This window comes from Pseudomonas veronii, from assembly GCF_002028325.1.
Lineage (GTDB): Bacteria > Pseudomonadota > Gammaproteobacteria > Pseudomonadales > Pseudomonadaceae > Aquipseudomonas > Aquipseudomonas veronii.
The window spans coordinates 1881859-1894522 of record NZ_CP018420.1 but is presented as its reverse complement, the minus strand read 5'-3'; the positions used below and the strand labels follow the sequence as shown (position 1 = coordinate 1894522).

The window sequence follows — 12664 nt, the reverse complement described above, 5'->3', positions numbered from 1 at the left end:
TTTGGAATGCATTGCCCGCGATAGCGGCGCTCCTGTTTACAATTTTTCCAGGGCCATGTTCAGCGCCAGCACATTCACCACCGGCGGGCCCACCAGTGGGCTTTCGATGTGTTCATCCAGCAAGCGTTGCAGGGTGGCCACCGGCACATTCCGCGCGGCGGCTACCCGCGCCAGTTGATAGGCAATCGCCTGCGGAGGCAAGTGTGGATCAAGACCGCTGCCGGAGGTAGTCAGCGAGGCTAACGGCACCGGCCCTTGCGCGGGCACGAACTGTTTATTCGCGTCATCGAACACGCGCGTGGCCAGTGCCGGGTTGCTTGGCCCCAGGTTGCTCGCGCTGCTGGACACGGTCGCGAACGCGCCTGCCGAAGGACGCGGGTGGAACCAGCTGTCGCCGGTAAAGTCCTGAGCGATCAGGCTGGAGCCGCGCACCTTGCCGCTGGCGTCGCGCACCAGGCTGCCGTTGGCCTGGTCCGGGAAGGCAACCTGGGCGACGCCGGTCACCACCAACGGGTAGGCGACGCCGGTGATCAGGGTCATGAGGACCAGCAGGCTCAAGGCCGGACGGATAATGTTGGACATTTCAAATTCCTCGATTCGGTCAGTGCAACCTGTGGCCACCGCTTTGCCGGTGCCCACAGGCATCGGGTCAAACCAGGTGCAGCGCGGTCAGCAACATGTCGATCGCCTTGATGCCCACGAACGGCACCACAATCCCGCCCAGGCCGTAGATCAACAGGTTGCGCCGCAGCAACGCCGCCGCACTCGCCGCCTGCACCCGCACACCGCGCAGCGCCAGGGGAATCAGCACGACGATGATCAGCGCGTTGAACACGATGGCCGAGAGGATCGCGCTCTGCGGGCTCTGCAGGTGCATCACGTTGAGCACGCCCAGTTGCGGGTAGATCGAGGCGAACAGCGCCGGCAGGATCGCGAAGTACTTGGCCACGTCGTTGGCGATGGAAAAGGTGGTCAGCGCGCCGCGGGTCACCAGCAATTCCTTGCCGATCTGCACCACGTCCAGCAGCTTGGTCGGGTCGCTGTCGAGGTCGACCATGTTGGCCGCTTCGCGGGCAGCCTGGGTGCCGTCGTTCATCGCCATGCCGACGTCCGCCTGGGCCAGCGCCGGGGCGTCGTTGGCGCCGTCGCCGCACATCGCCACCAGTCGGCCGTCGTTCTGTTCGTGGCGGATCCGTGCGAGTTTTTTCTCCGGGGTGGCTTCGGCCAACACGTCGTCCACGCCGGCTTCCGCAGCAATCGCGGCCGCTGTCAGCGGGTTGTCGCCGGTGACCATCACGGTGCGGATCCCCAGCTTGCGCAGCTCGGCAAACCGTTCGCGGATGCCGGGCTTGACCACGTCCTTCAGATGAATCGCACCGAGCAACTTGCCATCGGCGCACACCAGCAACGGCGTGCCGCCGCTCTGGGCGATCTTGTCGACTTCCCGCGACAGGGCCGGTTGCAGGTCGCCGCGAGGCTGACCGATAAACGCCAGCAGCGAGTCCACGGCGCCTTTGCGGAATACGCGGCCCTGATAGTCGACGCCGGACAAACGGGTTTCGGCGGTGAACGGCACAGCAGTCAGTTCCGCCAGGGACGGCTCGGCCTGTGGGTGCAGGGCCCGCAGGTATTCAACGATGGATTTACCTTCTGCCGTGTCATCCGCCAGGGACGCCAGCAGCGCGCCCTCGGCCAGTTCCCGGCCGCTCACGCCTGGCGCCGCCACCACTGCCGCGCAGCGACGGTTACCAAAGGTGATGGTGCCGGTCTTGTCCAGCAACAACACATGCACGTCCCCCGCCGCTTCCACGGCGCGACCGGACTTGGCGATCACGTTGAGGCGCACCAGGCGGTCCATGCCGGCGATACCGATGGCCGAGAGCAAGCCACCGATGGTGGTAGGAATCAGCGTCACCAGCAGGGCGACCAGGAACACCAAAGGCAAGCTGCCATTGGCGAAGTGGGCGAACGGCTGCAGGGTCACGACCACCAGCAGGAAGATCAGGGTCAGGCCGATCAGCAGGATATCCAGCGCCACTTCGTTGGGGGTTTTCTGGCGTTTGGCGCCTTCCACCAGCGCGATCATGCGGTCCAGCGTGGACTCGCCGGGGTTGGCGGTGATGCGGATCAGCAGCCAGTCCGAGACCAGGCGCGTGTTGCCGGTGACGGCCGAGCGATCGCCGCCGGATTCGCGGATCACCGGCGCGGATTCGCCCGTGATCGCCGCTTCGTTGACCGCGGCGATGCCTTCGATGACCTCGCCGTCGCCGGGGATCATTTCCCCGGCGGCGACGCGCACCACATCACCTTTGCGCAGGCTGGTGGCGGGCACGACCTTGAAGCTGCCATCGGCCTCCTTGCGCCGAGCGCTGAGGCCTTCGCTGCCGGCCTTGAGGCTGTCGGCGCGGGCCTTGCCACGCCCTTCGGCCAAGGCTTCGGCGAAGTTGGCGAACAGCACGGTGAACCACAGCCACACGGCGATTTGCGCGGCGACGAAGGTCGGCACGGCGGTGTCGGGCACCAGGCACAGCACGGTGGTGAGGATGGCGGTCAGTTCGACCACCAGCATCACCGGCGAGCGTTGCAGTTGCCGTGGGTCGAGCTTGACGAACGCCTGGACCAGCGCCGGGCGCCACAGCGCGGAGATCGCGGTTTTGGCGGGTTCGTGGGTTTTGACCGGGCTCGCGTTTTTTGCAGGCATGTTCATTTTCATATCCCTCGGCTCTTCATTTAAAAGCAGCCATGCTCAGGTGTTCAGCAATAGGGCCCAGTGCCAGTGTCGGCAGGAAGGTCAGGCCGCCCACCAGCAAAATAGTCACGGTCAACAGGGTCACGAACAGCGGACCATGGGTGGGGAAGCTGTTCTGGCCAATCGGTGCGGTCTTCTTCATCGCCAGGCTGCCGGCCAGGGCCAGTACCGGGAGGATGTAGCCGAAGCGACCGATCAACATGCCCAGGCCCAGCATCAAGTTGTGGAACGGCGTGTTGGCACTGAAGCCGCCGAACGCCGAACCGTTGTTGGCACTGGCCGAGGTGTAGGCATAAAGCAACTGGCTGAACCCGTGGGGGCCAGGGTTGCTGATCGCACCGGCCGGGCCGGGCAGACTGGAAGCGAGGGCACCGAGCACCAGCACGCCGATCGGCATCACCATCAGGGTCACGACCAGCAATTGCACTTCCTTGGCCTGCAGCTTCTTGCCCAGGTATTCCGGAGTGCGGCCGATCATCAGGCCGGCGAGGAACACCGCGATCAACACGTTGAGCAACATGCCGTACATACCGGCGCCGACGCCGCCGAAGATCACTTCGCCGACCATCATGTTGACCAGTGCCACCATCCCGCTGAGGGGGCTGAGGCTGTCGTGCATGCCGTTGACCGAACCGTTGGACGCCGCGGTTGTGGTCACCGACCACAACACGGTGCCAGTGGTGCCGAAGCGCGCTTCTTTACCTTCCAGCGGCGCGGTCTGCTCAACCGCCGGGTTGTTCAGGGTCGGATTGGGCTGGTACTCGGCCCACAGCGAGGTTGCACCGCCGATCAGGAACAGGGCCAGCATGCAAGCGAGGATCGCCCGGCTCTGACGCAGATCCTTCACGTAATGGCCGAAGGTAAACACCAGCGCCACCGGGATCAGGATGATCGCCGACAACTCGAACAGGTTGGCCCAGGCCGTCGGGTTTTCAAACGGATGCGCCGAGTTCACGCCAAAGAAACCGCCGCCGTTGGTGCCCAGTTGCTTGATCGCAATCTGGCTGGCCGCCGGGCCCAAAGGGATCACCTGGTCGACACCCTGCAGGGTCACGGCATCAACATAATGCGCGAAGGTTTGCGGCACGCCCTGCCACACCAGGAACAACGCCATCACCAGGCACAACGGCAACAGGCCGTAGAGCGTGGCGCAGGTCATGTCGACCCAGAAGTTGCCCAGGGTCTGGGTGGATTTGCGACCGATCCCACGGCACAGCGCGACCAGGACTGCCAAGCCGGTGGCCGCACTGACGAAGTTCTGCACGGTGAGGCCGGCCATCTGGCTGAGGTAGCTGAGGGACGCTTCACCGCTGTAGGACTGCCAGTTGGTGTTGGTCATGAAGCTGACCGCGGTGTTGAAGGCCAGGGTCCATTCCTGGCCCGGCAATTTCTGCGGGTTCAGTGGGAGGTAGTCCTGGAACAACAGGATCGAGAACAGCAACACAAACCCGGCGAGGTTGAACGCCAGCAACGCCAACATGTATTTCTGCCAGCTCTGTTCCTGTTGCGCGTCCACGCCCGAGAGGCGATAGCACGCGCGCTCCACGGGCCCGAGCAGCGGCGTGAGCCAAGTGCGCCGGCCTTCCATCACGTTGTAATAGAACCGCCCCAGGAACGGGGCCGGCACCAGTACCACGGCGAAGAAGGCGATGATCAGCCAATAGTCATAACTGTGCATAGCCTGCTCCTAGTTCCGATCCGCGCGTAACAGCGCAACCAGCAGATAAATGAACAGCGCCACGGCCAATAGCAGTGACACCCCGTCCAGAACGCTCATGGAAGTCTCTCCGTTTTGCGGCGAGTGCCGCGTGTGGGGCAATTGTCGGCAGGAGTGGTGTAAAGGAACGAGAGCGAGGGGCTGGGTGGGGCGTAAAGATGGCGTAAAGAGTGGGTTTATGCGGGGTTTACACCGGGGGTTTCGGCGCCTGGGCGGGTGCTATCGGGGGCAAGCGCCCTCCCACACTTGACCGAGTTGTCATGCCGAGCGCCGATCAACCTGTGGGAGGGAGCTTGCTCCCGATAGCACCGGCACAGTCACCGCCGCACTTATCTGGTGCAGCAACAGGAAAATTCAAACGCCAAACCATCCCCCAAACGACAGTAGCGCAGCTTTACGACAATGATTCTCAGGCTGGCATGGCCGCTGCAACACCTTGAATCATTCCAACCGGTTCAGGGAGCGCAATACGATGAACACACAACTCAAACCCACCTTGGGCACCCTGCATTTGTGGGGCATCGCAGTCGGGCTGGTGATTTCCGGGGAATACTTCGGCTGGAGCTATGGCTGGGGCGTGGCCGGGACCTTGGGCTTCCTGGTGACCTCGTTGATGGTCGCCGCGATGTACACCTGCTTTATCTTCAGTTTCACCGAACTGACCACCGCCATTCCCCACGCAGGTGGGCCCTTTGCCTACAGCCGCCGCGCGTTTGGGGAAAAAGGCGGCCTGATTGCCGGCCTGGCGACCCTGATCGAATTCGTGTTCGCCCCGCCCGCCATCGCCTTGGCCATCGGTGCGTATCTGAATGTGCAGTTTCCCGCACTCGATCCGAAACACGCCGCTGTCGGCGCCTACATCGTGTTCATGGGCCTGAACATCCTCGGCGTGAAACTCGCCGCCACCTTCGAACTGGTGGTGTGCGTACTCGCCGTCGCCGAACTGCTGGTGTTCATGGGCGTGGTCGCCCCCGCGTTCAGCTTCAGCAACTTCGCCCTTAATGGCTGGGCCGGCTCCGACACCTTCGGGGCCCCGGCGATTGCCGGAATGTTCGCGGCGATCCCCTTCGCGATCTGGTTCTTCCTCGCCATCGAAGGCGCGGCCATGGCGGCCGAGGAAGCGAAAGATCCCAAGCGCACCATTCCGAAAGCCTACATCAGCGGCATCCTGACCCTGGTGATCCTGGCCATGGGCGTGATGTTCTTCGCCGGCGGCGTGGGCGACTGGCGCACCTTGTCGAACATCAACGACCCGCTGCCCCAGGCGATGAAAACCGTAGTAGGCGAAAGCTCCGGCTGGCTGCACATGCTGGTGTGGATCGGCCTGTTCGGTTTGGTGGCGAGCTTCCACGGCATCATCCTTGGCTACTCGCGCCAATTCTTCGCCCTGGCTCGGGCCGGCTACCTGCCGCCGTTCCTGGCCAAGCTGTCGCGTTTTCATACACCGCACCGGGCAATCATCGCTGGCGGCGTGGTCGGTATTGCCGCCATCTACAGCGACGGTTTGATCAACCTGGGCGGCATGACCCTGACTGCAGCAATGATCACCATGGCCGTATTCGGCGCCATCGTGATGTACATCATGAGCATGCTCAGCCTGTTCAAACTGCGTAAGACCGAACCGCTGCTGGAACGCACCTTCCGCGCTCCGGGCTACCCGATCGTGCCGGGCATCGCGCTGGTGCTGGCGGTGGTGTGCCTGGTGGCCATGGCCTGGTTCAACGCGCTGATCGGCATGATCTTCCTCGGCTTCATGGTGGTCGGCTTCATCTACTTCCAGATGACCGCGCACGACCGCGCCGCTGCACCGGCAGATGCAATGTTGACCGGGCTCTAAGGTTTTGAGGCGGAACAGGCCTACACTGAACTACTCAGAAAGCCTGTAACTCAAAGCAGTTATTACCGTGGGAAAACCTCCCACGGCAATCTGCCTCAAGGAGAGCGTTATGCCGTGGTATGCATGGTTGATTATGGTGGTTGCGATCGGGTCGATCGTCGGCGGGCTGCTGATGCTGCGTGACAGCGCCAACAAAGTGGAACTCACCGACGAACAACGCAAACGCGTGGCCGAGCGCAATGCGCAGGCGGATGCCAAGGATGGGCAGGACCGCTGATCCCATGTGGCGAGGGCGCTTGCTCCCGTCGGGCGGCGAAGCAGCCCCTCTTCAGCCCTACTCCCATTCCGCCTTGGCAATCTGCAAACCGTGCTGCCCTTTATAAGCAGCACGCTCCGGCTGACTCCAGCCGTTCAGCAACTCGGCTTCCAGTCGATAAATCTCAACCCCCAGCGGACGACACACCGTCAGCGGGTCCTGCGCATCCGGGCCCCACATCGGCAGCGACAGATCCCCGCCCGGGCAGGTCGACAGCGCACACAACAAATCAATCTCGGCAAAAAACTCCAGGTAATCGCCCTTCTGCGCCGGACAGGCTTTCATGAAATACATGTCGTCGTGATTGAGGCCGGTGCATTGGAAGATGTTCAGCACGTCATGCACGTCAAATTCCGTCAGACCGTGAGGCAACACCGCACGGGTCAGGTTCGAGTGACAGTGATGATGGAAATCTTCACCAGTGAGCATGCGGTTCACATACGGATCGCAGCGCGTACCGAGCAAATCATGCAGGCGCCCGCCGTGCTCATCGATGCCGTAGCTGGCCAGGCTGTCATCGGTGATGGTCACCAGCGGCCGCAGGAACGGCAGGTTCGACCACAACCGGTCATGGGTGCTGACATGCGCGCCCTGCAACTGACGCGTGCGCGCGGCCCACAGGCGTTCGCGCGGGTCGTTGGCGTTCCACACATTGAAGTCGCCCACCTGTGGCCCCACCGGCGTAGTCACACGGAACACATGCCCGGCCGGCACCTTCCACGCCCTGCCCGTGCGAATCGGCACCTCGAACTGTTCGACCAAGGTGCGTTGATCCTTGCGCTCACGGATACGCTCGTAAAACGCGGTGTCGACCTGCAACGCCGAACCTTTGCTGACCTGGTAAGCGGCTGGATAGTCTTTGTACATGCTGCGGTTCCTCGATCAAGGGAAAGTAAACAGGGCCAACGACTGCCGTTCTGAATCATCCAGGTACACACTCATCGCCTCCCCGGCCGCCAGCTTGTTGTTATTGGCTAATAACGTGTGGATCTCAAGGTCCCGTTCCAGCCAGGGCGACTGGAAACGCTGCTCATCGGGCGCGGCGCAGAACACCAGACGCAACTGCGCAATCACCTGGGCGAAAAACTCGTCGAACAACGGGCTGCGCATCAGCCCGACAATCTGCTGATGCACCAACAGGCTGTGGGTCGCAACCGCACGCCAGTCCTCACGCTCCCGGGCAAGGGCGGTGGCCTCGATGGCGTTTTGCATACGCTCGGATTGATCCTGGGTGAACGCACCGCTCTGGGCAATGGCCTGCAATTCGAGCGTGCGGCGGACGACAAATAAATCATGCACCTCTTCGCGCTCCAACCGACGAACCACCACGCCCTTGTTGCGCACATAGCGCGTCAACCCTTCCCGCTCCAAACGGTGCAACGCCTCACGAATAGTATTGCGCGACGCGTTATAGGCCTTGACCAGCTCGGCTTCGACCAATGCCATTCCCGGCAACAGTCGGCCACCAATGATGTCGGCACGCAGTTCCAGGGCGATCTGGTCGGCTAAGGACAAGCTGAGTGTCATCGTTACCTCACGATTGTTGAACAATCCTCCCTGTGTGAGTAATCACTTTTCATGCCAACGCCTGCGCGATGTAAAAAAATTCAGCGTGGTAAACACGCATCGTCGAAATCGTGCGCGACGGTTTGTAAGCGCACATCCCGGATGAAAAAAGGCCGGTCACTGACCGGCCCCTCGATGCTTACTTGATCTCTAACCTGCCACGATTCTTCTCCAGCAACGCCTTGCCGATACCCTTTACTTCCAACAACTCATCCACCGCCATGAACGGACCGTTGCTCTCGCGATAGGCGATGATTGCATTGGCCTTGGCGGCACCGATGCCAAAAAGGTCACGACGCAGGGTTTCGGCGTCGGCGGCGTTGAGGTTGACCTTGGAGGATTGCTCAGCCTGCACTATCTGGACGGCGATCGGGGTTGGGGGCTCGGGTTTGATTGATGGGGCGGCGGTAGTGGCGGCGGAGAGTGTGGTGAGGACGGCGAAGATTAGGGAGGTAAGGTAGGTGTTTTGCATTGGTGAGGCTCCATGACATCGGTGAGGTAGAAAAAGCAGCTTTTCCGAAGCTGCTTTTCTAACTTAGGCGATGGTCGGAGGGTGTCAAAAGTGGGTGGGTTACAGAGTGTTAACTCATGGTTCCAGGCGACGTTGCTGGTAGATCCAGTCGACGATTTCGCCTTCTGGGGAGTAGCCACTTACAGTTTCGCGCAAGAGTTGGCGGACGCGGGTGTAGTCGTCCTGCTCCACGGCCGCAAGAAGCTCTGTCAGCTTATCCTTGAGTACGTCCCACGAAAGATGGTCCTCATTAGCACTCATAATCATCGGATGCTGAGTTGCAACCACGTTATCCCCGATCAGCAGCTCTTCATAAAGTTTTTCCCCTGGGCGCAACCCCGAAAACTCGATAGCAATATCACCATGGGGATTTTTATCAGAGCGAACGCTCAGGCCTGACAGATGAATCATCTTCTCGGCTAATTCAACGATCCTTACAGGCTCGCCCATATCCAGAACGAACACGTCACCACCAAGCCCCATAGATCCAGCCTGGATAACCAACTGGGCAGCTTCGGGAATGGTCATGAAGTAGCGCGTAATCTTCGGATGAGTGACCGTAAGTGGTCCACCATACTTGATCTGCTTATAGAATAGCGGAATAACAGAGCCCGAGGAGCCTAGCACATTCCCGAAACGAACCATCGTGAATCGCGTTTTGTTAACGTGAGAAATATTCGACTTGTCGCCAAACAGCACAGGGGCCAACTCTCGGCTGAGCGCTTGTAATGTCAGTTCAGCAAGACGCTTAGTACTACCCATGACATTGGTAGGGCGTACAGCTTTGTCAGTTGAAATAAGTACGAAGTTGCTAACACCCGCTTGAAGCGCGGCCTGAGCGGTGTTGAGGGTGCCAATCACGTTATTCAGCACGCCTTCGGCAATATTGTGTTCGACCATCGGCACATGTTTATAGGCCGCCGCATGATATACGGTGTCTACATGCCAAGTTTTCATAACATCTAAAAGTTTGGGCTGATTACGCACAGACCCTAGTATTGGTAAAATGCGAACAGGCAATGACTCCCGCACAATCCGTTGCTCTAACTCAGACAAAATACTGTATAGATTAAACTCACTGTGTTCAAAGAGTAAAAGTGTGGTGGGGCGCAGGTCCAGAATCTGTCGGCACAACTCAGAGCCAATAGACCCTCCTGCACCGGTTACCAGAACAGTTTGACTCTTGATGCAATGTTCAAGCAGCTCGCCATTGGCAGGAACTGGGTCGCGACCAAGTAAGTCTGCTATATCGACTTCTTGGATATCATCGACCTTTACTCGGCCACTGGCAAGGTCCATAAAGCCAGGAACACTTCGCACATGGAGTGGAAAGTCTTCAAGAAGACCGAGAATTTCGCGACGACGAGCACGGTTGGAAGACGGAATGGCGAGGAGAATTTCTTGCGCACCTGTCGATTCAAGCATCTGTTGTAGGTGCTTGGGCTTGTATACTTGCAACCCAGAGATCACCCTGCCTGCAATATCACTGTCGTCATCAATAAAAGCTACTGGGCGCATCACTCTGCCCATCCGCAATGCTGCAACCAATTGATTACCTGCTGCCCCCGCACCATAGATGGCAACTTTCAATAATCCATCATCTCTGCTCGTAAAGGGAACATGCTGAACGGCAGTGAACCAGTCACCCAGAAAGTACTGACGCATTGCAAGGCGTAATCCACCGATCATGATCAAACTCAACCACCAATAGTTGAATATGATGGAACGGGGTACGACGCTTTCATGGTTGCTGTACCAATAAACCACGACGCCGAGGATCAACGCAGACAGGCTCACGGCCTTGATAATCGCAATCAAGGCGTCGTTGCCAAAGTAGCGCATCACCGCACGATACATACCAAATCGAATAAAGAGGGGAATCGAGACTATCGGGGCACTTAAAAACAACCATGAGTGCTGTACTACGGGATTGATCAACTCGTCGATACCGAGCCGGACCACAAATGCCATCCACAATGCAAGCCACACCAGCAGCGTGTCAGCGGTGACCTGTAGAATGCGCTTCTGCCGGCGAGGGAGGCGAAGCAGATTTGTCCGTAATGTACCCATAGTTCCCAACTTTCCTTCCAGCTCAATTTTTGATGACAGACACCTAAATCCTCAGCGTAAAACCACAAGCTGATTTCGTCAGTCGATGAATCATACAGCGGGAGCGCCCTCGAAGCTTCAATAAAGGCCTTGACCCTTACCATCGGCAACGGAGGCGAGGGCGAGGGCGACAGCCCCAGTACCGTGACTGAGCTCCCAAGTACACCTGCTTTCAGCGAAACGACCAGCGTTTGTGGCCTAGATAACTGGTAAACACCGGAACAATTACACCTACGCCATGAGCAATCTCTGCCACGAAACGGTGAATACCTAGGCCAGGGAGTATATAGAAAGCCAACACCATGCTAATCATCCAAGTCTGGAAGACGGCAACAACATTTACCAACACGAAAAAAATTACCGAACGATGCAGCGATTGCTTGCCATCTTTGAAAACAAGCAGTTTGGCAAGTACAAACGCGGTGATCATACCGGTGAGGTACGCTAGGATAACGGCACTGGAAAACCCTATCCAGTGATTATAGACAATCCTCGACCCAAAATTGACCGCTGCTGCTGTTCCGCCGGTGAGCAGGAAGACCAAAAACTGACGAGACATGAACTGATGAATCACTGAACTGCATCCCGCGCCATTTTCCGGCCAAAATCAATACTTTCCGATATGCCACGGTCTTCCGGGTAATAATAGGACGTGTCCGCAACCCATAGCCCCTCAACGGGAAGAGATACCGGAGGAAGACGATCCAGGTAGCCCGGATCACAAATTGGCTGAGCATAACGATAACGACTAGCACGCAACTCCAGAAAGTCGTCATCAGTCAGCAGTGGGTTGATCTTCTCTAGATAACGCTTAACTTTTTCAATAAACACTTGGTCCGGCTCTGCAAATTTCGGGTGCTCAGACGGTACATAAAACGGCACATAAACTATATGCTGATCCAACGGACGCAAGTTGCTATATTCCACCAACCCAGGAATATCCATGTCAGGATCATTGGTATTCAACCAAAAATTCTCACTAAGTGGCTTGCGTAATTTTACAATCACACACACTACGGCCACATTTTTTAAACTATTAAAGCGCTGAAGAATATCAGCGGGCAAATCAGGTATAACCTGTGGCACATAGGGTAAAGGAATGGTACTGATCACCTTGTCGAAGTACTCGACTTGCCCATTCAACTCAATGCCTTGGACCCTGCCTTCGTCTATCAGAACTTTAGTAACTGGCGACTTTAGCCGCACTTCACCACCATTGGCCTCAATATCCCGCTTAATCGCCTGCAGTAAAGTTTCCGACCCCCCCTCCAGATAACCTAGTTTTTCACGAAATAGGCTGTAGCGCGAACGTCCGATACGACGAATTCGGCTCCAGATCCAGGCGGCAGAAAGATTATCGGTGTAGTCGTAAAATTTGTAATCGAACAAGCGGCGCCACAATACCTCCCAGGCCTCTGCTCCAACCCAACGTCGAATCCAGCCCGTTGCTTCAACACCGTCCAGCGGTTTCCAATCGTTTCGTTTTGTGCAAAGAAAAGCGTGCAAACCATAACGAAACTTAGCGATCAGACTCAACCCCTTGAACTTCAACAACGCAATAGGATTACCCCAAGGTTGAAGGCGATTCTGGAACCAATAGCCCATCTTAGTTTCAACCCAGCGCATTTGATCCGATAAGCTCAACTCATCCAGCATGGTGAGAAACGCATGATCCGAAATACAATGGAAATGGTAGTAACGCTCAATACTCAAACCTGAGAAATCGAAAGCCGCAGTCATACCACCCACACGATCATCGGCCTCGAAGATGACCGGGGTATGCCCGTCACGCGCCAACTGGTAGGCGACGGCAAGCCCCATTGGCCCTGCGCCCAATACTGCAATTCGTTGTCCCATGC

At 58.2% G+C, this 12664-nt stretch carries 12 protein-coding genes; 2 read left to right on the top strand and 10 right to left on the bottom strand.

From position 1 onward, the window contains the following. Positions 1-36 precede the first annotated feature (36 nt). The 4 genes from kdpC to kdpF form a co-directional block, all read right to left on the bottom strand. On the bottom strand, positions 37-582 hold the full coding sequence (gene kdpC / locus PverR02_RS08770) for a potassium-transporting ATPase subunit KdpC (protein WP_026140252.1): 546 nt from the start codon (positions 580-582) through the stop codon (positions 37-39). A 67-nt stretch (positions 583-649) separates the two neighbouring features. Then, a complete protein-coding gene (gene kdpB / locus PverR02_RS08765; RefSeq protein ID WP_026140253.1) occupies positions 650-2707 on the bottom strand; it encodes a potassium-transporting ATPase subunit KdpB in 2058 nt (685 codons plus the stop codon). A gap of 19 nt (positions 2708-2726) precedes the next feature. Beyond that, positions 2727-4427, bottom strand: coding sequence for a potassium-transporting ATPase subunit KdpA (gene kdpA, locus PverR02_RS08760; RefSeq protein ID WP_079443148.1), 1701 nt, complete (start codon positions 4425-4427; stop codon positions 2727-2729). A gap of 9 nt (positions 4428-4436) precedes the next feature. After that, positions 4437-4526, bottom strand: coding sequence for a K(+)-transporting ATPase subunit F (kdpF, locus tag PverR02_RS08755; protein ID WP_003218754.1), 90 nt, complete (start codon positions 4524-4526; stop codon positions 4437-4439). A 412-nt stretch (positions 4527-4938) separates the two neighbouring features. Here kdpF and eat point away from each other — a divergent pair, with 412 nt between their 5' ends. Both eat and PverR02_RS08745 read left to right on the top strand, forming a co-directional pair. Beyond that, positions 4939-6303, top strand: a complete 1365-nt coding sequence (gene eat, locus PverR02_RS08750; protein WP_079443147.1) for an ethanolamine permease — start codon at positions 4939-4941, stop codon at positions 6301-6303. 109 nt (positions 6304-6412) lie between these two features. Further along, positions 6413-6580, top strand: coding sequence for a DUF2897 family protein (locus PverR02_RS08745; protein WP_079443146.1), 168 nt, complete (start codon positions 6413-6415; stop codon positions 6578-6580). 57 nt (positions 6581-6637) lie between these two features. Here PverR02_RS08745 and PverR02_RS08740 read toward each other — a convergent pair whose 3' ends face one another. From PverR02_RS08740 to PverR02_RS08715, 6 genes are all read right to left on the bottom strand, one after another. Next, a complete protein-coding gene (locus PverR02_RS08740; protein WP_046384258.1) occupies positions 6638-7486 on the bottom strand; it encodes an urea carboxylase-associated family protein in 849 nt (282 codons plus the stop codon). Between the two features lie 15 nt (positions 7487-7501). Next, the gene (locus PverR02_RS08735; protein ID WP_079443145.1) at positions 7502-8146 is read right to left on the bottom strand and encodes a GntR family transcriptional regulator; all 645 of its coding nucleotides are present in this window, start codon (positions 8144-8146) and stop codon (positions 7502-7504) included. Positions 8147-8324: 178 nt separating this feature from the next. Beyond that, on the bottom strand, positions 8325-8657 hold the full coding sequence (locus PverR02_RS08730; protein ID WP_079443144.1) for a ComEA family DNA-binding protein: 333 nt from the start codon (positions 8655-8657) through the stop codon (positions 8325-8327). A gap of 114 nt (positions 8658-8771) precedes the next feature. Further along, the gene (locus PverR02_RS08725) at positions 8772-10766 is read right to left on the bottom strand and encodes a polysaccharide biosynthesis protein (RefSeq protein ID WP_046384261.1); all 1995 of its coding nucleotides are present in this window, start codon (positions 10764-10766) and stop codon (positions 8772-8774) included. Between the two features lie 211 nt (positions 10767-10977). Further along, the gene (locus PverR02_RS08720) at positions 10978-11364 is read right to left on the bottom strand and encodes a GtrA family protein (protein ID WP_174630458.1); all 387 of its coding nucleotides are present in this window, start codon (positions 11362-11364) and stop codon (positions 10978-10980) included. A gap of 11 nt (positions 11365-11375) precedes the next feature. Next, positions 11376-12662 carry an NAD(P)/FAD-dependent oxidoreductase gene (locus PverR02_RS08715; protein ID WP_046384263.1) on the bottom strand — a complete coding sequence of 429 codons (1287 nt, stop codon included), beginning with the start codon at positions 12660-12662 and terminating at the stop codon, positions 11376-11378. Positions 12663-12664 lie beyond the last annotated feature (2 nt).

What these genes read in the sequence shown, in the direction of transcription:
- PverR02_RS08735 (WP_079443145.1), bottom strand. Translation starts at nt 8,146, where the DNA reads ATGACACTCAGCTTGTCCTTAGCCGACCAGATCGCCCTGGAACTGCGT.
- eat (WP_079443147.1), top strand. Translation starts at nt 4,939, where the DNA reads ATGAACACACAACTCAAACCCACCTTGGGCACCCTGCATTTGTGGGGC.
- PverR02_RS08725 (WP_046384261.1), bottom strand. Translation starts at nt 10,766, where the DNA reads ATGGGTACATTACGGACAAATCTGCTTCGCCTCCCTCGCCGGCAGAAG.
- PverR02_RS08730 (WP_079443144.1), bottom strand. Translation starts at nt 8,657, where the DNA reads ATGCAAAACACCTACCTTACCTCCCTAATCTTCGCCGTCCTCACCACA.
- kdpC (WP_026140252.1), bottom strand. Translation starts at nt 582, where the DNA reads ATGTCCAACATTATCCGTCCGGCCTTGAGCCTGCTGGTCCTCATGACC.
- kdpF (WP_003218754.1), bottom strand. Translation starts at nt 4,526, where the DNA reads ATGAGCGTTCTGGACGGGGTGTCACTGCTATTGGCCGTGGCGCTGTTC.
- PverR02_RS08745 (WP_079443146.1), top strand. Translation starts at nt 6,413, where the DNA reads ATGCCGTGGTATGCATGGTTGATTATGGTGGTTGCGATCGGGTCGATC.
- PverR02_RS08740 (WP_046384258.1), bottom strand. Translation starts at nt 7,486, where the DNA reads ATGTACAAAGACTATCCAGCCGCTTACCAGGTCAGCAAAGGTTCGGCG.
- kdpA (WP_079443148.1), bottom strand. Translation starts at nt 4,427, where the DNA reads ATGCACAGTTATGACTATTGGCTGATCATCGCCTTCTTCGCCGTGGTA.
- kdpB (WP_026140253.1), bottom strand. Translation starts at nt 2,707, where the DNA reads ATGAACATGCCTGCAAAAAACGCGAGCCCGGTCAAAACCCACGAACCC.
- PverR02_RS08720 (WP_174630458.1), bottom strand. Translation starts at nt 11,364, where the DNA reads ATGTCTCGTCAGTTTTTGGTCTTCCTGCTCACCGGCGGAACAGCAGCA.
- PverR02_RS08715 (WP_046384263.1), bottom strand. Translation starts at nt 12,662, where the DNA reads ATGGGACAACGAATTGCAGTATTGGGCGCAGGGCCAATGGGGCTTGCC.